Annotated in this window: 14 protein-coding genes and 2 pseudogenes; 3 read left to right on the forward strand and 13 right to left on the reverse strand. The window is 73.8% G+C overall.

Annotated features, from left to right (window positions below):
- The 10 genes and pseudogenes from L6E12_RS11705 to eccD all read right to left on the reverse strand — a co-directional run.
- Positions 1–1664 (reverse strand): annotated as a pseudogene (locus L6E12_RS11705) (hypothetical protein); the annotation flags it as partial.
- Between the two features lie 60 nt (positions 1665–1724).
- Complete coding sequence (locus L6E12_RS11710) at positions 1725–2048, reverse strand: WXG100 family type VII secretion target (RefSeq protein ID WP_236227917.1); 324 nt, start codon at positions 2046–2048, stop codon at positions 1725–1727.
- Positions 2041–2508 carry a YbaB/EbfC family DNA-binding protein gene (locus tag L6E12_RS11715; RefSeq protein ID WP_236227918.1) on the reverse strand — a complete coding sequence of 156 codons (468 nt, stop codon included), beginning with the start codon at positions 2506–2508 and terminating at the stop codon, positions 2041–2043. Before L6E12_RS11715 ends, L6E12_RS11710 begins: the two co-directional genes overlap by 8 nt.
- Before the next feature lies 1 nt (position 2509).
- Entirely contained in the window at positions 2510–4342 is a 1833-nt protein-coding gene (locus L6E12_RS11720) for a hypothetical protein (protein WP_236227919.1), read from the reverse strand.
- 3 nt (positions 4343–4345) lie between these two features.
- Positions 4346–7174 carry a hypothetical protein gene (locus tag L6E12_RS11725; protein ID WP_236227920.1) on the reverse strand — a complete coding sequence of 943 codons (2829 nt, stop codon included), beginning with the start codon at positions 7172–7174 and terminating at the stop codon, positions 4346–4348.
- 119 nt (positions 7175–7293) lie between these two features.
- Entirely contained in the window at positions 7294–7716 is a 423-nt protein-coding gene (locus L6E12_RS11730; RefSeq protein WP_236227921.1) for a hypothetical protein, read from the reverse strand.
- 84 nt (positions 7717–7800) lie between these two features.
- Positions 7801–8106 (reverse strand): WXG100 family type VII secretion target, encoded by a 306-nt coding sequence (locus L6E12_RS11735; protein WP_236227922.1) that lies wholly within the window; start codon positions 8104–8106, stop codon positions 7801–7803.
- 66 nt (positions 8107–8172) lie between these two features.
- Positions 8173–8499: a hypothetical protein gene (locus L6E12_RS11740; protein ID WP_236227923.1), complete on the reverse strand. Its 327-nt coding sequence runs from the start codon at positions 8497–8499 to the stop codon at positions 8173–8175.
- A 91-nt stretch (positions 8500–8590) separates the two neighbouring features.
- Positions 8591–10015: a type VII secretion protein EccB gene (gene eccB, locus L6E12_RS11745; RefSeq protein WP_236227924.1), complete on the reverse strand. Its 1425-nt coding sequence runs from the start codon at positions 10013–10015 to the stop codon at positions 8591–8593.
- 1 nt (position 10016) lies between these two features.
- The gene (gene eccD / locus L6E12_RS11750; protein WP_236227925.1) at positions 10017–11414 is read right to left on the reverse strand and encodes a type VII secretion integral membrane protein EccD; all 1398 of its coding nucleotides are present in this window, start codon (positions 11412–11414) and stop codon (positions 10017–10019) included.
- A gap of 140 nt (positions 11415–11554) precedes the next feature.
- On the opposite strand from eccD, the gene eccCa reads away from it, so the two are divergent.
- A complete protein-coding gene (gene eccCa / locus L6E12_RS11755) occupies positions 11555–15538 on the forward strand; it encodes a type VII secretion protein EccCa (RefSeq protein ID WP_236227926.1) in 3984 nt (1327 codons plus the stop codon).
- 216 nt (positions 15539–15754) lie between these two features.
- The gene (locus L6E12_RS11760) at positions 15755–16309 is read left to right on the forward strand and encodes a hypothetical protein (RefSeq protein ID WP_236227927.1); all 555 of its coding nucleotides are present in this window, start codon (positions 15755–15757) and stop codon (positions 16307–16309) included.
- Here L6E12_RS11760 and L6E12_RS11765 read toward each other — a convergent pair whose 3' ends face one another.
- From L6E12_RS11765 to L6E12_RS11775, 3 genes are all read right to left on the reverse strand, one after another.
- Positions 16310–17521 (reverse strand): glycosyltransferase, encoded by a 1212-nt coding sequence (locus L6E12_RS11765; RefSeq protein WP_236227928.1) that lies wholly within the window; start codon positions 17519–17521, stop codon positions 16310–16312.
- Positions 17522–17716: 195 nt separating this feature from the next.
- Complete coding sequence (gene mycP, locus L6E12_RS11770; protein ID WP_236227929.1) at positions 17717–18955, reverse strand: type VII secretion-associated serine protease mycosin; 1239 nt, start codon at positions 18953–18955, stop codon at positions 17717–17719.
- Entirely contained in the window at positions 18955–20040 is a 1086-nt protein-coding gene (locus L6E12_RS11775) for a hypothetical protein (protein ID WP_236227930.1), read from the reverse strand. The genes mycP and L6E12_RS11775 overlap by 1 nt, the downstream gene beginning before the upstream one ends.
- A gap of 610 nt (positions 20041–20650) precedes the next feature.
- Between L6E12_RS11775 and L6E12_RS11780 the strand changes: the two are divergent.
- A pseudogene (locus L6E12_RS11780) lies at positions 20651–21152 on the forward strand (hypothetical protein); the annotation flags it as partial.

Genomic DNA, 21152 nt, shown 5'->3' on the forward strand with positions numbered 1-21152 from the left:
CCACCGGTGCCCGACTGCTCCGCGTTCTCCGCGAAGCCGCCGCGGCCACCCGCGTTCGACTGCCCGTTGCTCTCACCGCGGCCGTCACGGGCGCCGCCGTCGAACTGGCCGCTGCCCTCGCCTGCGCCACTGCGGCCACCGGTGCCCGACTGCCCGCTGGTCTCACCGGAGCCACCGCGACCACCAGTGCCCGACTGGCTGCTGGTCTCGCCGGAGCCGCTGCGACCACCGGTGCCCGACTGCCCGCTGGTTTCCCCGGCGCTCCCGCGGCCGCCCGCGTTCGACTGGCCGCTGGTGTCGCCGTGACCACCGGAGGTGGTCCGGGGTGCGTTCTCGCCGAGGGTGACCTCGGCGGACTTGCCGTTGGACGAGCCCGCGGTGGACGACTGCGTGGTGTCGCCGTTGCCCGACTGGGTCGAGCGGTTCCCGCCCTGCGCCTGCGACTGGCCGCCGTCGGAGACGGTCGACGGCCGGTTGTCCCGGGTCGAGGAGCCGTCGGTCGACGACGGGTCGCCCTTGCTCTCGGTGTGCACCTCGGGGGGGTCGAAGACCGTCCCGATCGGGTTGCCGGAGCCGTCGACGACGGGCTGGCCCTTCTCCGAGGTGGGGCCGCCTTCGGACGGGGCGGCTGCCCCGGGGTCGCCGGGCAGCGTGATGTTGATCGGGGTGCCGTTGCGGATCCTGTCGAAGATGGCGGCGAGCTTGGCGCCCTTGCCGCGGCTGTCGCCGTAGCCGGAGTACTCGCCCTTCTTGTACATGCCCTGCGCCGGGCCCATGGCGCCGAGCAGGCCGTCCCACACGTCGCCGTGGCCGCCGGTGGCGATGTTGACCACCGGGTTGCTGGCGGCGACCATCGCGACCTGGCCGACGGCGTAGCCCGCGTTGCCGCCGAGCTTGAGGCCGATCTGCACGTTCCGGGGCAGGCCCGACCGCACCTTGGGGTTGATCGCCTTGGCGATGCCCTTGGCCGCGCCGTGGAAGACGCCCGCCGCCGCGCCGCCGATGGCGCCGCCGATGACCGAGCCCTTGAAGGAGTCCCAGTCGAAATCGTCGCGACCGCCCGCGGCCATCTGGCCGAGCTGGATGCCGCCGTCGAGACCGCCCATGAAGGCCGCGCCGAAGGCACCCATCTTCAGGGCGTTCACGAGCACGTTCGTGGCGACCTGCTTGATGCTCAGCTTCATGATCTCGGTGAGGAGGAGCTTGAGGATCGCCTGCAGGCCCACCCTGGCCGCGGCGATGACCGGGCCGGTGAACAGGGCCCCGAACAGCGAGGCGAGCAGCGCGATCACCGTGGCCAGCGCCATCGCCGCCATGGCGATGAGCATGATCTTGGCCTTCTGGATGTCGGCCGCGGCGGTCTTGGACGACTTGGCCAGGTCGTCGGCCTGGGTGGCGAGTTCCTCCAGGGCCTTGACCATGTCCTTGTTGAGGTAGTCGACGACCCTGGTGGCCGTGGCGCCGTCCATCGCGCGGTCGACGTCGCGGGCGGCCCCGGTCACCTCGTCCTTGACCGCGCGCAGCTCCTTGGCGAAGTCCGACCAGGCGCCGCTCATCGCCCTGAGACCGCCCTCGCTGCCCTCCGGCCACTCCATGCCCAGGGTGACCTTGAAGAACTTCTGCAGGCTGTCAGGGAGGCGGGTGACCTCGTCCGCGCCGCTCATCCGCCCGCCCTCCTGACCTGATCCGAATGGGAACCGCCAGCAGGTGGCGGGAAAGCTGGACTACGCGGGTGGCGGCGTCCGGTCGATCCTGGACGCGTGCTCGTGGTCGACCGACTGGAACGTCGTCGAGGCGCTGTCCAGGTTCTCGCCGGTCGTGACGATCCCGGTACCCGCGTCCGCGCCGTACTTGCGGACGTCGGTGGCGGGCTGGACGTACTTCTGCTCGAAGGCCTTGCCGATGTCGTCGGTGCCCCAGCAGCCGTCGTGGTCGTCGAGGACGACGTTGAGGGCGGTGACGGCCGTGTTCAGCCGTCCCCCCGCGGTCTTGAGCCTCTTGGTGCCCGCGGCGACGCCATCGGGGTCGAGCCGGAACTCCTCAGCCATCGGACTTGCGCCTCCCGTTGTCGGTGGTGGTCCCGCCGAGGGCGTCCAGGCCGCCGATGCCCTCGAGCATCGGGCCGAGCAGGGAGTTGACCATCTCCATCGGGTCGACCTTGCCGCTGGCGATGCCCGCGACGTCGAGGCCCGGGACGCCGGGGTCGCCCATCGCCTCGCTGATCTTGGCCATGCTCTCCGCCTTGGCCCGGCCCAGCGTCTCGACGATGACGTGGGCGAGCTGGGCGGGGGGCATCGACTTGTACTTGCCGCCGGTGAAGGCCATCTCCAGCAGCTCGCCGCGGCCGTCGACGGTCATCGACAGCGAGCGGTCCTTGGCGTGGACGGTGGTGTTCTCGTCCCACAGCCTGCCCAGCTCGCCGAGCTTGGCCCGCTCGCGGTCGAGGTCGGCCATGGCGTCGTCGGCCATGCGGCGCAGGTCCGCCTCCGACATCGAACTCCAGTTCATGTCATCTCTCCCGTTCGCTCGTCCGGCCCAGCATCCGCAACGCCTGTTCCCGTGCCTGTTCGAGCAGCTTCGCGTCCTCGTCGGACCGCTGCGGCCCCCCGGTCGACTGCTCGGCGGGTGGGCTGCCGACCGGTGCCGGGGACTTCTGCTCGGTGGTCCCCGACCTGCCGAGCACGCTCGCGCCGACCGGGTTCTGCCACACGCCTGCGTCAGCCTCCAGCGGGATCTCGGCGAAGCGCTCGTTGTCGCGCTCACCAGGACCACGTCCGCCGAGCCCCATCGGGTTCATCGGTCCGTAGCCGGGTGCCGTGGACTGGCCCGCGTGCCCGTTGAAGGACGTGTGGGCGGTGGGTGCGCCGGGGAGCGCGGTGCCGGGTTGGACGGCCGCCAGGTCCGTGGCCAGGGGCCGGACCGGGGGCGGCCCGAACTGCCCGGGCGCCGGGGTCACGGCGCTGACGGGCGTCCCGTGGTGCCCGCCGGAGGACGTGGCGATGGCGGGGATGGTCGGGGTGCCTCCCGAGTGCACCGGGGCCGCAGGAGCGGCCGGAGCTGCGGGAGCGGCCGGGACGGCGGGGGTGACCGGGGCCGAGGTCGCGGCGAGCGTGGCGGGCGCCGTCGCCGGAACCGGCGGGGCGGTGACCGGCGGGGCGGCCGAGACGGTCACCGGCAGGGCGGGGACGGCGTGCTCGGTGCCCGGGTCGGAGGTGACCCGGACCTGCCGCTCGTCCACCGCACTCCCCCGGCGCTCGGATTCCTGCGTGGATTCCCCCTGCGTGGCCTCGTCCTCCTGCTGGGCCGCGACGACGGCGCGTTCGCGCTTGGTCGTGGGCTGGGCCGAGGTGCTCCCCGGACCGGAACTGCGGCCGAGCACCGCGGGCGGCAGCCCGACGGACGCGGCGGTGACCACGCCCTGCGCGGGTGAGATCGCGGCGGCCCAGGGGTCGCACCCGGCCGCCGGGACCGACCCACCCGTCCCGGCGGCCGTCCACGTGGACCCCGAGGTGGTCTCGACGGGTGCCCTGCCGACGACCGGGGAGCCCGCGAAGCCCCACTGGGTCCCGCCCGGGGCCTCGCCGGACGTACCGGCCACGCGGCTGCCGAAGGCGCCACCGCCGACAGCTCCGCCGAAGGTCCCCGCCCCGGGGCCGCCCGCGGCGAAGGCGACGGGACCGAACCCGGCGCCCGCCGCACCGAAGGTGCCCGATTCGCCCTGGCCCCGGAACTGGTCGGCGCCGGTCTGCGTGAACGCGTTCACCTGCTGCTGCCCCGGCGGGGCCTGCTCGGGCGCCTGCCAGGTCTTCGCGCCGTCGATCAGCGGCAACGGGGTGATCCTGGTGCCGATGTCCCGGTAGGCCGTGCCGAGGTCGCGCACGATCTGCAACGCCGACTCGGCGTGCTGGGCCTGCACCACCTCGGGCGCGGGGGCGTCCGGGGCCGGTGGGGCCGCGGCCTGTTCGGCCTGCTTGCCCTGCAGGTCCCGGAAGCGCTGCTGGCTCGCGGCGAGGGCATCGCCCGCCGCGCGCAGGGACGCGGCGTAGCCGGGGTTCCACGCGGACTGCAACACCGCGTCGACCGAGGCGCCGAGGCGGTGCGACACGTCGTCGAAGGCGATCAGCACCTCACCGTCGAGCGCCTCGTGGACCAGGCGGGCGTCGTGCCGGATGCCGTCGAGCACCTGCTGGAGCCGTTCGGTGGCGGCGTCGATCGCCCTGGCCTGCTCGTAGTAGACCTCCGGGTTGCCCGCGAAGACGAGCGCGGCGAGCTGCTCGGTGGTGAGGACGGCCAGGTTCGGGTCGTCAGCGGGGGGCGGCGGGTCGAGGGGTGCGAGGACCACGGGTCAGCTCCGTCCCAGCACGGGCGGCCGGGGGCCGTCCTTGTCCTCGTCCCAGGCGCCGTCCTCGGCCTGGATCCAGATCTGCGGCTCGCGCTCCTTGTCCTGCTGGCCGCCCATGCCGCCCATCCCGCCCATTCCGCCGCCCATCGGCATCCCGCCCATGGGCATGCCACCCATCTGGCCCGCCTGGGACAGCCCGCCCGGGATGGCGGGGGTCGCGTTCGCCGAGGCCGCGGTGACCCCGCCGGGGACGGTCAGGCCGCGGTCGCCGGAGACGTCGGTGTCGAACCGGGCCTCCCCGTTCGCGCCGACGGAGGCCGGGACGTGCCCGGCACCGCCGCCACCGCCGAGGGAGGGGATGTCCACACCGCCGCCACCGCCCGCACCGCCACCCAGGCCACCGCCGCCGAGGCCGCCGCCGGACGAGGTCTTGATGTCCGGCTTCTGCCCGCCGAGCGGGTTGAGGAAGCTCTCCAGCGGCGACCTGCCGCCCGCCGCGGTGTCGCTCGCGGCGCCGATGCCGTCGATGGCCTTGCGGGCGGCCTCCTTGGCCTCCTCCAGCGCCCTGCTGCGCTCGGGGCTGTCGCCCTCCTTGGCGAGCGCGTCGATCGCCTTGTCCGAGGCCGCCTTCGCGTCCTCGACGGCCTTGGCGTAGTCCGGGTCCTTGGGGTCGATGGCGCTGTCGAGGCCGTCGATGGCCTCCCGCGCGGCCTTGGCGGCCTCGTCCAGGGCCTTCTGCTGCTCGGGGGTGTCGCCCGGCCTGCCGAGCTTGTCGATGGCGGACTCGGCTGCGTCCTTGGCGTCCTCGACGGCCCGGTGGTGCTCGGGGCTGATCAGGTTGTCGATGGCGTCCTCGGCGGCCTGCTTGGCCTGCTCCAGCGCCGCCTTCTGCGCCGGGTCGTCGGTCTTGGCGATCATGTCGTCGAGGGCCTTGGTGGTGGCGTCCTTGGCGTCCTGGAACGCCTCGCGGGCCTTCGGGTCGATCGGCTCGGAGCCGGAGCCGGGGCCGTCGGAGGAGGTGTCGGGCTTGCCGTCGAGGCCGCCCGCGCCGCCGATGTCGTCGATGGCCTTCTGCGCGGCTTCCTTGGCGTCCTCCAGCGCCTTCTTGCGCTCGGGGTCGTCGGTCCCGCCGGTGAGGTCGTCGATGGCCTTGCCCGCGGCGCCCTTCGCGTCGTCGAGCGCCTTCTGCTCCTCGGGGCTCGGCTTACCGGAGCCGCCGCCGAGCCCGCCGGAACCCGAACCGTCGCCGAGTCCGCCGGAGCCGCCGGTGAGCCCGTCGATGGCCTTGTTCGCGGCGTCCTTGGCGTCCTGGAGGGCCTTCTGCCGCTTCTGCTCGGCGGGGTCCGACCCGCCCGTGCCGCCACCCGTGCCGCCGCCCATGCCCGGGCTGCCGCCCGCCATGCCGCCGCCAGCGCCGGTCTCGCCCCCGGCGCCGGTGCCGGACTCCCCGCCGCCCATGAGGCCGTCGATGGCCTTGCCAGCGGCCTCCTTGGCCTGCTCCAGCGCCTGGTCGCGCTTGGCCTGGTCCTCGGCCGAACCCGCGCCGCCCGCGCCGGTGTCGCCGCCCCCGCCGGTTGCGCCCCCGCCGGTCTCGCCGCCGCCCAGCCCACCGCCCGCGCCGCCCTTGAGGCCGTCGATGGCGTCGGTCGCGGCCTGCTTGGCCTGGTCCAGCGCCGCCTGCCGCCCGGGATCGCCCGCGCCGCCGCCCGTACCGCCACCCGTGCTGCCGCCACCGCCGGTCTCGGGGCCGCCGGAGGACGTGCTGGGCAGCCCGGAGCCGCCCGAGTTCGAGCCGGACCCGCCGGTGCCGCCGCCGGTGCCGGAATCCTCGCCCAGGTCGTCGATCGCCCCGGTGACGGCCTTCTTGGCCTCTTCGAGGGCTGCCTTCGCCTCGGGGTCGTCGGTCTTGGCGATCAGGTCGTCGATCGCGTCGACGGCCGCGTCCTCCGCGTCGTCGAGGCCCTCCTGGTACTCCTCGTCCTCCCCTTCGCCGTTCCCCTCGCCGTTCCCGTTCCCGTTGCCGTTGCCGTTGCCATTTCCGTTGCCATTTCCGTTCCCGTTGCCATTCCCGCCGCCCGTCGAGCCGCCGTAGCGGGGGTCCTCGGACTTGGCCAGGCCGTTGATGATGCGCAGCGGGGCGAGTTCCTGGCCGCGGGAGTCGTACTGCGTGCCCAGGCCCGACGTCAGCTCTTGCAGGCTCTTGATCAACGCGGCTTCGGCCTCGTCGTTGAGGGCGACGATCGCCTCGTTGGTCTTCTCGGCCAACTTGTTGATCAACTGCTGGATCTCGGCAGCGTTCGTGTCGTCGGCCAGGTCCGCCAGGCTGTTGATGCCCTCGATGCCCGCGGCCTGGATGCGCTTCTCTTCGCTCTCGCGGTTCTTGTCGGCCTCGTCGACGATCTCCCACCACCGGTTGGCGTAGGCCTGGATCGCGTGGCCGACATTGCCGATCGTGGTGCCGTACTGCTTGCTGTTGAGCGTGGTGTAGAGCTCCTCGCTCTCGCTGAGCAGGTCCTTCGTGTACTTCTCGAAGGCCTCGCCCGCCTCGCCCTCCAGCGCGGTGCGCACGTTCTTGATCTCGGTGCCGAACGCCTCGTTGATCTCGCCGAGCCGCTTGGTGGCGTCCTTGACGGCGAACTCCAGGTCGTACCAGGCTTCCGCCGTGTTGTTGGTGGAGAGGCTGCCCTCGACGCCGCGGCCGCGGTGCGCGGTGTACAGCAGGTCCTTGACCGCGTCGCTGAGGGCCTTGTACGTGGTGTACTGCCCGGGGAGGAACGCTGGGGCGGACGCCTGGTAGACGCCCACCAACTGGGGTTTCTTATCGTCGGCCATGGGATCGGTTCCTCACCGGGGAGCGGTTTGTCTTGGGTCGGTACACGCACCAACCCGCCGTCGTCCTGCCGGGACGGTGCCGGGGCGGGGCGAAGGGCGGGCGGGTGGGGAGGGTGGGACTAGGCGACGCTGTCGTTGTAGCCGTCGCCGTCGTTCTCGTTCTTGCCGGAGCCGCTGAAGTTGCCCTGGTCGGTCTCGGTGTTCCCGTCCAGCGTGGTGATGCCGGAGGTGATGTTCTTCTTCAGCTCGCCGATGCTGTCCTTGATCTTCTTGGCGTTGTCGCCGTCGAGGTTCTCGAAGTCGTCGGCGATGTGGGTGAGGGTGGTCTCCATCTGCTCGAGCGCGATCTTGAGGTGCTCGGCGTGCGCGACGATGCCGTTGCGCCGGTCGTCGACGACGCGCTCCAGCCACTGCGCCAGCTCGAACTGACCCGCGTTGGGCCAGTGCGGCTTCAGCTTGGTGAAGGCACCCATGTCGTCCATGAGGGCCCCGAGCTTCTTCGCCGACGTCCGGATCGCCTCCGGGTCGAACTTGGTGGACACGATTGCGGCTCCTTGACCTTGTTCTGCGGGAGGGTTCGGGGGTCCGCGGTGTGCCTGCGACCCGGCAGGCACACCGCGGACCGGTCAGCCACCGTTGGCGGCGATCTTCTTCGCCCAGTCGCCGTCCGCGCCCTGCATGCCCGAGGCCGCGCTCTGCAGCTTGACCTTGAGCTCTTCGAGGTACTGGTTGTGCCTGCCCAGGTCGGCGACCAGGTCGGCGGAGAGCGTGTCGTAGGCCGTGGCGCTGTCGCCCTCCCAGTTGGCCATGATCCGGTTGACGTCGCCCTTGAGGTCGCTCACGTCACCGGCGATCTCGTTCGCCTTGTTCTTCATCAGCGTGACGCACTGCTCGATGACGTCGTAGTCGTAATGCACCTGGTCGTTCGCCATGGTCCAGTCCTTACTGTGCTGAGGGGGGTTTTGGTGCTGTCAGGGGGTCGTGCGGTGGTCCGGTGCTCAGCCGCCGAGGAAGCTGGAGCTGGACATCGACAGGTTCTCGATCTCCCGCGCGCTCGTCAGGTCCATCTCCTGCTGACCCTCGGCCGCGCCCTTGATCGCCTGGATCATGCCGTTCATGTTCGTGATGACGCCCGACTTCATCTGGTTGATCCACTGCTCGCAGACGTTGTCCAGCGTCGTGGTGACGGCGCTGCCGCTGGCGGCCAGGGTGTTGGCGATCTCGGTCCGCAGCGCCCGGAGGTGGGTGTTCTCCAGGGTGTCGATGAAGTTCGTGTGCTTCCCGGCGGCTTCGTCGATCTGAGTCTGGCTGAACTTCGTTGCCATTGCGGCTCTCCTCGGTTCGGTGTGCGACTGCCTTCGTCCCCAACACGGTTGGGGGGCTCCGGGGGGTTCACCCCGGAGCGGGGAATTCGGGTCAGGGTGCCTGCGCCTGCAACGCGGCCTGCGTGCTCAGCAGCGGACCGGCGGGCAGCAGTGCGAGCAGGGCTGCGGGAACGGGCACCGCGGCGTTCTCGGCGTAGCCGAGCGCCCCGAGCGCGGCGGCGTCGGCCACCGGGTAGCGCATCCCGTTCTCGGTGATCAGGTGCAGGGCGCCCGGTGCCGCGCCGGGAGCGGGCAGGTCGCGGGCCAGCACGCCGCCACCGGTGGGCACGGAGGTCCGGTCGGCCATCGTCCCGGCGTCGTGCGGGGCGGTGGGGACGGCCTTGGCGTCGACCTCCGCGGCGGGCAGGACCTCGGCCACCACGTCCATGTCGCCGTTGCCGGGTGGTCCGTAGCGGACGCAGGCGTAGGAGTCGCGCGGTGGGGTCACCAGGGTGGGCGGCTGCTCGGGCAGACCGCTCACCAGGTCGACCCCCGGTGCGACCGGGATGCCCTGCAGGGCGGCGGGTCCGACCTCGATCGGCGTCACCGCCCCGGTCGGGTACGCGCGCTTGGTGTCCGGGGCGGCCAGCAGCAGGGCCGCGGTGGTCCGGCTCAGCGCCGCGACGCCGTCGGCGCGCAGCAGGTAGAGCTGGTCGGAGTCGATCGCGGGGTTGCGCACGCGGAAGACCTGGCCCACCACGCCGGGTTTGCCGTCGACCCGCGGGCCCGCTCCGCCGATGCCCGGGGGCACCGGCGCCGCCACGTCCTTGCCCTGCTCCAGCGGGTTGAGCCAGGCCGCCGACACCGGCAGGGGCCGGGTGTCGCCGTAGCCGAGGGTGTCGAGCACGGCCCGGTCGCCGACGCGGTGCCGCTTGCCCTGCCACACCAGGTGGACCCCACCGTCCGGCGTGGACACCAGCAGGGCCTGCGCGTCGGTCAGCCCCGGTCGGGACGGTCCGCCGATCAGCAGGGTGACCTGCGGGCCCGCCTGGGGTGTGCCGCCCGCGGGGGTGACGCAGGCCGTCCAGGGGCCGCGGTTGAGCCGGTCGGCGCCGGGGAGCATGTCCGGGGCGCCCATGATGCCGATCGGCTGGCCGACGGGGGTGTCGCCGAGGGAGTTGCGCGACACGGACTTCACCTGGCCGCCGCCACCGGCGCCCCCGGTCGCCAGCCGGGCCGAGGAGTAGTTGAGCACCGGGCGCAACTGCCCGGCGAGGTAGACGTACCGGGTGCCGGTCGTCTTTTCCATGACGATGGCGCCGTCCTGGCGCCAGGACTTGTCCCCGCCGGGGACGAACAGCCCGTAGATGCCGAAGATCGCCATCAGCACCGCCGCGAGCAGCACGCCGAACACCGTGCCGGTGTTCAGCCGCCGGTAGGGCGACTGGATGGCGTCGGGCCGCCCGGTGGTCACGGCGGACACCAGCCGCCCCACCACGAAGAAGTAGGCCTGGACCTGGTCCCTGCGCGACTGCATGTCAGCCCGCCAATCCGCGCATGGCCGCGTACACGCCCAGCACCTGCAACAGGATCGGCACCACGGCGATGGCGGTGACCGATTCGAGGATCTCCACGGCCCGGCCCCAGTAGGGGCGCAACCGCCGCCCGGGCAGGCGTTCCCCGGCCAGCAGGAGCAGCAGCCCGACCACCAGGACGGGCAGGAACACCACCAGCAGCCGCGCGCCACCCGTCTGCTCGGCACCGACGTGCAGCAGGTTGGTCACGACGACCACGAGCGCGGGCACGACAAACGCCCACCGCGCCGCCAGCCCGCTGGGGTGGCGCGAGCGCAGCAGCAGCAGGAACGCCATCACCAGCGACAGCACCATCGACCAGCCGTGGCCGCCGACGACCAGGAACGGCACGAGCACCGACTGGGCCAGGCCGAGGCCGGTGTGCAGGGCGGTGGCGTAGCCGACGGTCGCGGCACCGCGCTCGATGACGACCTTGTGCGGGACCGGGTCGATGTCCTCGCTCAGCTCGTCGGCGCCACCGGGCAGCATCGGCAGGGTCAGCCCGGAGAGCCGGAACGCCGTGGACGGCACGAACGCCCCGGCGAGCAGCGTCAGGGTCAGGCCGATGGCGACGGCCTGCGCCCCGGTGACCTCGGCGAGCGAGCCGATGAGCCCGGTCACCGCCAGCACACCGGTGAACAGGATGGCCCCGGCGAACAGCAGGGCCGAGTCGGCGACCGCGACGACCCCCACGGCCAGCGCGACGAGCGCGGCGGTGGCCGCGGCGGTCAGCCGCACCATCGTCCCGGACTCCGGGCTGAGCACCCGCACCAGCAGGTCGCCGCCGAGCGCGGCGTAGACCGCGGCGGCACCGGCGAGCACCGAGGCGGGCTGCGGCTTGGCGGCACCGCGCGCCACCAGGGCGCCCGCCCCCAGCAGCAGGACGGCCACCACCCCGGCGACCAGGGCCTGGAGGCCGACCGCGCCCACCCCGGGCACCAGCAGCACGCCGAGCACCAGCGCGGCGCCGGACACGACGCGCAGCAGCACCCTGGTGCGGGCGGCGTTCCACGCGCCGGGGTGCTCGCGCACCTGCTCGCCGACGCCGTCGACCAGGTCGTCGAAGTCGATGGCCGCCAGCTCGTCGGCGCGCGGCCGGAAGTGGACGGTGTCGCCGTCGAGGAGTTGCAGCTCGGCGAGGGTGCGGTCCTCGTCGAGCGGCGGCTCCCCGACCCGCTGCACGACCCACCCCTCGTGGTCGGCGCCCTGCTCGATCCACTCGGCCCCGAACTGGGGCAGGACGGCGGGCAGCAGGTCGGTGAGGGGGACGTCCGCGGGCAGGGCGACGTCGGTCGCCTTCTTCCCGAGCACGAACCGCAGCCTCACGGCGGTGGTCGTGCGGTGCTGTGTCTGCTCTTCCATCGGTGTCCGGGTCCTTTCCTGCCGGTGCGAGGCAGAGCACGGCTGCGGGGCCGTCCCGGGTTCACCCGCGGCGGCGGTGACCCATTCCGGGGTCGGCAGCCGTGGAGGGGTGGAGAGCACCGACCGACCGAGGAGAGCACGTGGGCACAATCCTGTTCGCGCGGAGGTCGCGGCGGCCGAAGCCGACCGCCCCCGACTCCGAGATCGAGATCCAGGAGCCGCCCGCCGTACCGGAGGACACCGGCGGCGGCATGAGCTCGGTGCTGATGTACGCCCCGATGGGCCTCGGGTCGATGGCCATGGTGATGATGTTCGTCCGGCCCGGCGCCGGGGCGATGGCCTACATCGGCGGCGGCATGATGGTGCTGTCGGTGGTCGGGATGCTCGTGGTGCAGCTCATGCGCAGCTCGGTGACGCACAAGCAGAAGCTGCACGGGCACCGCCGCGACTACATCCGCTACCTCGCGCAGCTTCGCGGCCGGGTCCGCAAGTCCCTGCACGCCCAGCAGCGCGCCGCCCGGTGGGTGCACCCGGACCCGCGCGCCCTGTGGTCGATCGCCCTGGGCTACCGGCTGTGGGAGCGCAGGCCCGCCCACGACGACTTCGGCGAGGTCCGCCTGGGGGTCGGCGCGCAGCGCTCGACGCTGAAGCTGCTGCCGCCGAGCACCAAGCCGATCGAGGACCTAGAGCCGATGTCGGCGCACGCGCTGCGCCGGTTCCTGCGCGCCTACTCGTCGCTGCCGGACGCGCCGATCGCGGTGTACCTGCGCGGCTTCGGCCAGATCCAGTTCAGCGGCGCCGACGCGGCCGTGCTGGACCTGGTCCGGGCGGTGCTGGCCCAGTTCGCCGTCGCGCACGCCCCCGGTGACGCCAGGATCGCCGTGTGCGCCTCCGCCGACCGGGTGCAGCGGTGGGACTGGGTCAAGTGGCTGCCGCACAACCAGGACCCGGAGAGCCGCGACGCCGCCGGGCCCCGGCGGCTGGTGGGCTCCGAGGTCGGCGAGGTGGAGCTGCTGCTGGGCGGCCCGTCGTTCACCGGCAGGCCCCGGTTCGAGGCCGACACCCCGATCACCGCCTCCGAGCCGTTCGTGGTGCTCGTCGTCGACGGGGTGTCCGTGCCGTCGGACCACCGCATGGCCGACGAGGGCTACCGCAACGCCGTGGTGCTGGACGTGTCCGGTTCGCTGCCCTGGCAGCAGCGCCCGGGGGTGCTGTTCCTGGAGGTCGACGCCGACGAGGCGCGGACGGTGTCGTTCGACCGGTTGGGCAAGCCGAGGACCAGCCCGCTGTGCAGGCCCGACCGGCTCAGCGCGATCGCGGCGAGCGCCCTGGCCCGCACCACGGCCCGGTTCCGGGTCGGCGAGGTGTCCGAGGACGACGAGCCGATGGCCGCCGACTACGACCTGGCCGGGCTGCTCGGCCTCGGCGACGTGGCCCGGTTCGAACCGGTGAAGTACCGCCGCGAGCGGATGACGGCCAAGCGGCGGCTGCGGGTGCCCATCGGCATCGCCGCCAACGGCACGCCGCTGGAGCTCGACCTCAAGGAGGCCGCCGAGGACGGCATGGGCCCGCACGGGCTGTGCATCGGGGCCACCGGTTCCGGCAAGAGCGAGCTGCTGCGCACGCTGGTGCTGGCGCTGGCCGCCACGCACACCTCCGAGGACCTCAACTTCGTGCTGGTGGACTTCAAGGGCGGCGCGGCGTTCCTCGGCTTCGACGAGCTGCCGCACACCTCGGCGGTGATCACCAACCTGTCCGAGGAGCTGGAGCTGGTCGACCGGATGCAGGACGCGCTGGCCGGTGAGATGAACCGCCGCCAGGAGCACCTGCGCGCGGCGGGCAACTACGCCTCCCGCCGCGACTACGAGGCCGCCCGCGCCCAGGGCGTGCCGCTGGAGCCGATGCCCGCGCTGTTCATCGTGGTCGACGAGTTCTCCGAGATGCTCTCGGCCAAGCCCGACTTCATCGACCTGTTCGCCATGATCGGCCGCCTGGGCCGGTCGCTGGGCGTGCACCTGCTGCTGGCCTCGCAGCGGCTCGACGAGGGCCGCATCCACAAGATCGAGACGCACCTGTCGTACAAGATCGGCCTGCGCACCTTCTCGGCGATGGAGAGCCGCAGCATCCTCGGTGTCCCCGACGCCTACGAGCTGCCCAACAGCCCCGGCAACGGCTACCTGCGCCCGGACACCCAGTCGCTGATCCGGTTCAAGGGCGCGTTCTCCTCCTCCCCCTACCGCACCAAGCAGCGGGCGCAGTCCGACGACGGGGTCGAGCAGCGGGTCGTGCCGTTCGGCACCGCCTACGTCGAGCCCCCGGCGACCCTGGAACCCGAGCCCGAGCCGGAGCCGGTGAACGGCGAGGTCACCGAGACCATGCTGGACGTGCTCATGGGCAGGCTGCGCGGGGTGGGCCCGCGGGCGCACCAGGTGTGGCTGGCCCCGCTCAAGACCTCGGCCACCCTCGACCAGCTACTGCCGCCGCTGGTGGACGACCCGAAGCTGGGCCTGCGCCCGGTGGGCGACCTGATGACCTCCGAGCTGACCGTGCCGCTGGGCCTGGTCGACCTGCCCGCGCAGCAGAAGCGCGACCTGCTCGTGGCCGACCTGTCCGGCGGCAAGGGCAACGCCGCGGTGGTCGGCGGCCCGCAGAGCGGCAAGTCCACCGTGCTGCGCACCATCATGTCGGCGCTGGCGCTGACCCACAGCGCCGCCGAGGTGCAGTTCTACTGCCTGGACTTCGGCGGCACGCTCAGCTCGCTGGCGAAGCTGCCGCACGTGGGCAGCATCGCCAACCGGCTCGACCGCGACCGGGTGACCCGCACGGTGCTGGAGGTCACCAACATCATGTCCAAGCGGGAGGAGCTGTTCGCCGAGCACAACATCGACTCCATGACCACCTACCGGCGGGCCCGGCGCGAGGGCCGCTTCCACGACCTGGACCCGTACGGGGACGTGTTCCTCGTCGTCGACGGCTGGTACACGATCAAGCAGGACTTCGACGAGCTGGAGGAGCGGTTCACCGAGATCGCCGCGCGCGGGCTCAGCTTCGGCGTGCACCTGCTGATCTCGTCGAGCCGGTGGGCGGAGATGCGCCCGTGGCTGCGCGACGTGCTCGGCACCCGCTTCGAGCTGCGCCTCGGCGACCCGACCGACTCCGAGATCAACAGCCGGTTCGCCGCGACCGTGCCCGCGATCCCGGGCCGGGGCATCACCCCGGACCGGCTGCACTTCCTCGCCGCCCTGCCCCGCATCGACGGCCAGTCCGACACCGACGACCTGGCCGAGGCGACGGTGGAGCTGGCCGAGGCGCTGGCGGTGCCCGGTGGCCCGGTGGCCCCGCAGGTGCGGCTGCTGCCGCACACCCTGTCGGTCACCGAGCTGCCCCCGCCCACCGCGCCGTCGAAGGCCGCGGAGGTCCGCATCCCCCTCGGTGTCGACGACGTCGAGCTCGGCCCGCTGTGGCACGACTTCGACGCCAGCCCGCACCTGCTGATCTACGGCGACGCCGAGTCCGGCAAGACCAACCTGCTGCGCCACATCGCCCGCTCCATCGTGGCCCACCACAGCAACGACGAGGCCCGCATCATGTTCGGCGACTTCCGCCGCGAACTGCGCGACTGCGTCCCGGCCGACCACCAGATGGAGTACGCCGTCGGCGCGGAAGCCCTCGCCAAGTCCATCCAGGGCGCGGCGTCGGTCATCCAGAAGCGCATCCCCGGCCCGGAGATCACCCCGAGCAGGCTTCCCAAGCGCGACTGGTGGCAGGGCGGCAGGCTCTACATCATCATCGACGACTTCGAGACGACCGAGACCGTGGGCGGCGCGGGTCCCCTGGCCCCCCTGCTCCCCGTGCTCGCCGACGCCGCGGACGTGGGCGTGCACGTGATCATCGCCCGCAGCACGACGGGGGCGGGCCGGTCGATGGGCAACGCGGCGGTCCGGAAGATGTGGGAGCTGGGCACGCCCGCGCTGCTGCTGTCGTGCCCGAAGCAGGAGGGCGCGTTCCTGGGCAACCTCAAGCCCCGCACCCTGCCCGTCGGCCGGGGTCAGTACATCAACCGCCGCCGCTCGGTGCGGCTGGTGCAGACCCCGCTGGTGGACCTTCCGGAGGCCACGGACTGATCCTCCGGAGAAGAGGGGCACCGCGATCGCGGTGCCCCTCTTCCACTTCGCCGCGGTCGACCCGAACCGGTTGCGGGCGGCGGGCTGAGCCGCCTGGCGCGGGCTGTCGGAGAATTCTCGGTTGTCACCGCCCGCGTGGGGTTCTGGCACTAGCATCTGCCCGTGCCCGGCGGTGTCAGCCCGGATCCCGCCCCGGACCCAGCCTGGATGGAACCCGTGAGCCAGCACCCGCCGTACCCGCCCGGCGGGTACCCGCCCCCGCCCCGGTTCCCGCAGCCGGTCCCGAGTGGTGCGACCGCGTACACGGCGGCGGCGGCCGGTGTGGTGTTGGCGATCGCCTGCGCCTGGGGCGCCTTCGTGACGTTCGACGCGATCTCCGAGTGCGTGGGGCGCTGCGTGACCAGGTCGGGCGCCTCCTACCCGATCTCGATCGCCTGCGCGGTCGGCCTGAGCGTGTCGGCGCTGCTGCTGCTGGTCGGCGCGGCGCTGATCTTGGCACGCCAGACCGCGGGGGCGGTGCTCACGGGGATCGGCGCCTTCCTGCCCGCGGTGACGGCCATCCTGTTCTTCCTCGTCCCGAACATCCGGGTCTACGTCGCGTACCTGGACTTGACCGCGATGGTCGTCCTCATCGGCCTGACAGCGCTGTTCGAGGTGGTCCTCAGCCTGCTGCCGCCGACGTTCGCGTTCCTGCGGTACAAACCCCACTTCCCCGCCGGGGCGCCGTACGGCCCGTACCCACCGCCGGGGTACGGGCCGCACCAGGTGTGATCACCGGGGCGGGGCTTCCAGGAGCAGCTTCGCGGCGACCACGGCCCCGTCGGCACGGACTTCGCCCGCCACGGTCCGCGCCCGCGACCGGGTCTCGGGGGCCAGGGCCGTGGCGAGCGCGGCGGACAGGGACTCAGTGGTCGGCGTCGGGCCGTCGTGCGCCGAACCGATGCCCAGCTCGGCGACCCGGGCTGCCCAGTACGGCTGATCGGCGATCCGGGGCACGATCACCTGGGGCGCGCCTGCCCGGGCGGCGGTCGTGGTGGTGCCCGCCCCGCCGTGGTGCACGACGGCGGCCACCCTGGGGAACAGCGCCTGCTGGTTGACCTCACCGACGACGAAGCAGTCCTCGGCGTCGTCGACCGGCGCCAGCCCGGCCCAGCCGCCGGCGAGGAGGACCCGGCGCCCCTGCGCGCGGACCGCCTCGATGGCCACCCGGGCGGTGTCCACCGGGGACTGCGCGGCCATGCTGCCGAACCCCACGTACACCGGCGGCGCACCGGCCCCCAGGAACGCCTCCACCCCCTCCGGGAGCGGTCGGTCGTCGGGCAGGATCCACGCCCCGGTCTGCACGACGTCGAGTTCGGTCCTGCCCCGCGACGGGCACAGCACCGCATCCGCCGCCAACCACGGCCGGTCGGTGAGGACGTGGTCGCGGACGTTGTCCACCGGCGGCAGGCCGATCGCCGCCCGGTGGCTGTTGAGCGCCTCGCCGTACAGGCCGTTCACCCGCTGGGCGTCCTGCTCCCACAGCACCAGGTTGTCGGTTTCGCCCGGTGCGGACGGCGCACCCGGCCGTACCCCCGGCCTGGAATGCCGCGACGGCAGGCCGAGGAGGTGGAAGCACGCCAGCACGTAGCGGATGCCGAGGTGCTCGGCCACGTCCCGCGCACCCGCGGGCATCAAACCGGTCGCCAGCAGCGCGTCACAGTCCCGGGCCGCCTCACCGAGCACCTCGAACCGCGCGGCCACCAGCTCGGGCGCGAGGCGGAACGCGTCCTGCGCCGTCGGCTTCGGCCTGGTGGCCACCGAGCGCACCGCCGGACCCAGCGGCACCAGCGGAACACCGGCCCGGTCCACCAGCGCCGCGAACTCGTCGTCCGGAGGTGCGCACACCCGCGCTTCCGCGCCGAGCTGCCGCAGCGCCACCGCCAGCGCCGCGAGCGGCTCGACGTCCCCGCGCGATCCCCACGACGTCAACAAAACACGCACTGTGCACCCGTTTCCGCAAGTCTTGGCTCTGCGGCGGCGATTCTGCGGCATGGAGGGGGCCTTGCCACAAGACCCCCGGTGCGTTATACGTTGAAGTGGGGGGAATGGGATCTGCCCGCCCCTGTCGCTACTCATCCACTCTGGACAGTCCGGTGGAGAAGCCGCCCTGCTCGGGGCGGTTGGGCGGCTGCGGGGTCAGCCCGTCTTCGCCGGGCGCGAAGGCACCACCTGGACGGTCCTGGCGCGGCGCCAGCGACGGCCTCGACCCGCGGACATCAGGCGCGACGCCATCACCAGGGCGGGGACCAGCAGTGCCACGGCGGCCACGCCCGCGCCCGCGAGCACCGGGCCGAGTTCGTCGTGCGGTGCGGCCACGGGCGGCTGCGCCACCGGTGGTGCGACCAGGGGGCCCGCCGGGGCGCCGCCCTCGTCCGGGAGGACGGCGGTGACCGCGGCCATCGGGTTGACCGTGCCCCAGCCCAGGCCGGGGTCGGGCAGTGCGGCGGCCGGGTGGTTGGCGGTGACCTCCAGGCGGTGCTTGACCTGCGCCGCGGTCAGGGTGGGGCGGTAGGCGCGGACCAGGGCGGCGGTGCCCGCGACGAACGGGGCGGCGTAGCTGGTGCCGCTGCCCTGCCAGTGGCCGGGACCCTTCGGGCCGGTGCTGACCACGTCCACCCCGGGGGCGACCAGGGACAGGTAGGGGCCGGTCTGGGAGAAGTCCGCGCGGGCGCCCGCGGCGTCGACCGCGCCCACCGCGATCACGGTGGGGTAGGACGCCGGGTACGTCACCGGGTCGCCGTCGCGGGCGCCGTTGGACGCCGAGGCGACCACGACCACGTCCTTCGCCGCGGCGTGGTCGATCGCGGCGGCCAGTTCGGGCGAGGCGGCGGTGGTGCTGGCCGAGACGTTGACGACGCGGGCGCCCGCGTCGACGGCGGCCCGGATGCCGCGGGCCATGCCCGCGGGGGTCAGGGCGCCGGGTTTGTCCTTCTCGGCGGAGGTGGCGACGCGGATCGGCAGGATCGTGGCGTCCGGTGCCACGCCCGCGAAGCCCGTGCCCGACTCGGCGCGCGCCGCGATGATGCCCGCGAGGAACGTGCCGTGCCCGTAGCAGTCGCTGTCGGCCCGGCCGCCGCCCGGTGTGATCACGTCGATGCCGGGCAGCACGCGGCCGCCGGAGAGCTGCGGGACCGAGGAGTCCACCCCGGTGTCGACGACCGCGACGACAACACCGGCACCCCTGGTCACCGGCCACACCCGCTGCGGGGCCAACTGCTTCTGCGCCCACGGCACGTCGGTGGCGCTGCCCCGGGGTGCGGGCAGGCAGGCGTCGCTCGTGGCGGGCAGGGCGGGGACGGACTGCTGGGCGGTGGCGGTCGGGGCCAGCAGGGCGGTGGCCAGCCCGGCGACCACCGCGCACCGCAGGGCGCGCATCAGGCACCCACCGCGGTGCGGTCGGCGCCTGCGTGCTGCCACCGCACGAGCGACGAGGTCAGCCGGGCCGCCGCCTCCGGGTCGTCCACCAACCGGAGGGGTGCCCGCTGCCTGCGGGCGAGTACGCGGTCGAGCTTGGCGAGCACGGCGAGGTCCTGTTCGTCGAGGTCGGTGGTGGTCGGCAGCTCCCCGGGGGCGAGCTCGCGGAACAGCGCGGCGACCCGGGGCGCGGCGGGGCCCTCGCGCTCGGGGTCCTCCTCCCCCTCCGCGGTGCGCACCGCCAGCGCCTTGAACCGGCCCGCTGCGGCGAACACCGCCTCGCCCACCGGGCGGTTGACCACCAGCTCGGAGGTCCGGCGCGCGGTCGCGGGCCAGATCAGCACGTCGAGGTCCGCACCGGGCACGGTCACGTCGAGGTCCATGCTGGCGCTGAGGAACCCCGGTTCGGTCAGCACCACACCCGGGGCGGCCTCGTGCTCGGCGGACCCCAGCCTGCCCTGGCGCAGCACCGCGCGGCGGTGCACGGGCAACCGGCGGATGCCGGAGACCAGGCACGGCAGCAGACCGGTGAGCTCAGCCCCGTCACCGGCCCGCACGGCCCGGTTCAGCTCGGTCCCGGCCAGCGGTCCCCGACCGAGGTACAGGCACACCGCCACGTAGTCGGCCTTGATCCCGGCGGTCCCGCCCTGCCGCAACGACGGCCAGGTGGCCAACGCCGCGTTCACCGTCGCCAACGCCTCCCCGAACAGCTCCCCCGCCGACGCGGCGAACCGCGCCTGCTCGGCCGCCGAACTGGACCGGTCCGCCAGCACCAACGGCACCACGGCGGCCACCGCATCCGGACCGGTCCCCCGCACCGCCGCGACCGGCGCCGCGGGCTCGACCGGCTCAACCGGCGCGGCGGGCTCGGTGGTCACCACCGGCTCGACCGGCACCGGCGCGGGCGACTCGTCGACGCGCTCCGCAGGCCCGGAAACAGTGGGCACCGGCGACGACGACGTGGTGACGATCGGCGGAGCGGAGTACGAGACGACCGACGGCCGCGACGGCACCGCACCGGGCTGCTCGGCCGACCTGGCACCCACCGCGGGTGCCGCACCGCGCTCGGCGGCAGACCGGAACTCCGGCCCCGGAACGGTTCCGGAAGCCGTCTTGTCCGAAGTGGACTGATCTGGAGTGGGATCGGCGGGCGCGCGGTCGACGGCACCGGGCACCACGGGGATCGGCCCGCCGGGGCCGGGCCGGTGCTCGACCGGAGCGGGAACAGCGGGGATCTCCTCGGAGACCGCACGCGGCGGAACCGGCTCGGCAGGAGCGGGTGCAACCGGGGCAGGACCGACAGGGGTGGCCTCAGCCGAGGTGGGCAGATCCGGCGGGGCGGCGGCAGGGTCCGCTTCCGGGGTGAGGAGCGGCAGGCGCGAAGGCGCCGGACCGGTCGCCGAAGCAGAGCCCGCCACCGGGGCGGGGAGCGGCTGCGCAGCAGGCACCGGACCGACCGCCGCCGCAGGAGCCACCGACGTGGGGAGCGGCGGGCGCGAAGGCGTCGGGTCGATCGCCGGGGCGGGGAGCGGCTGCGCGGCAGGCACCGGACCGACCGCCACAGCCGGATCCGCCGGGGTGGGGAGCGGCCGCGGGGGAGGTGTCGGGTCGGCCGCCGGGGCGGGGCGCCGGGGTGAAAGCGCTGGGTCGGTTGGTGTGGCCGGGCCCGCTGCCGGGGCGGGCAGCGGCCGGGCAGGAGGCACCGGGCCGGTCGTGGTGGCGGGGTCCGCCGGGGTGGAGATCGGCCGCGGCGGGGAAACCGGGCCTGCCGCCGGGGTGGGGACCGGCTGGGGCGAGGGCGCTGGGCCGGTCGCGGCGGGGCGGGCCGGGGAGTTCGGTTCGCCGGTCGCCGCTGCCGGGCGGTGGGGGTCGTCGGGGGTCGGGTGCGCAGGGGCGGCCGGGGCGGGTGCGGAGGCGTTGATCGGGCGGAAGCGGACAGTCGCCTCCGCGCCCGCGACCGGACCGGACGTGGTCGCCGGGGCGGCGGGTGGCAGGTCAGCGGCCCCGGAGCGTGGGCCGCTCGCTGTCGTGGCGAACACCGGCGGCATCGCCCCGGCACCACGCGCGGGGGGCGCGGTCTGCGGGCGGGCCCCGGGGGTCGACTCGGCGGGGGGCGCGTGGTCTGCCGGGCGCTGGCCGTGGTCGGCGCGGACGCGGG

The sequence above is a fragment of the Actinokineospora sp. PR83 genome (genome assembly GCF_021056305.1).
In the GTDB taxonomy this organism is placed as follows: domain Bacteria; phylum Actinomycetota; class Actinomycetes; order Mycobacteriales; family Pseudonocardiaceae; genus Actinokineospora; species Actinokineospora spheciospongiae.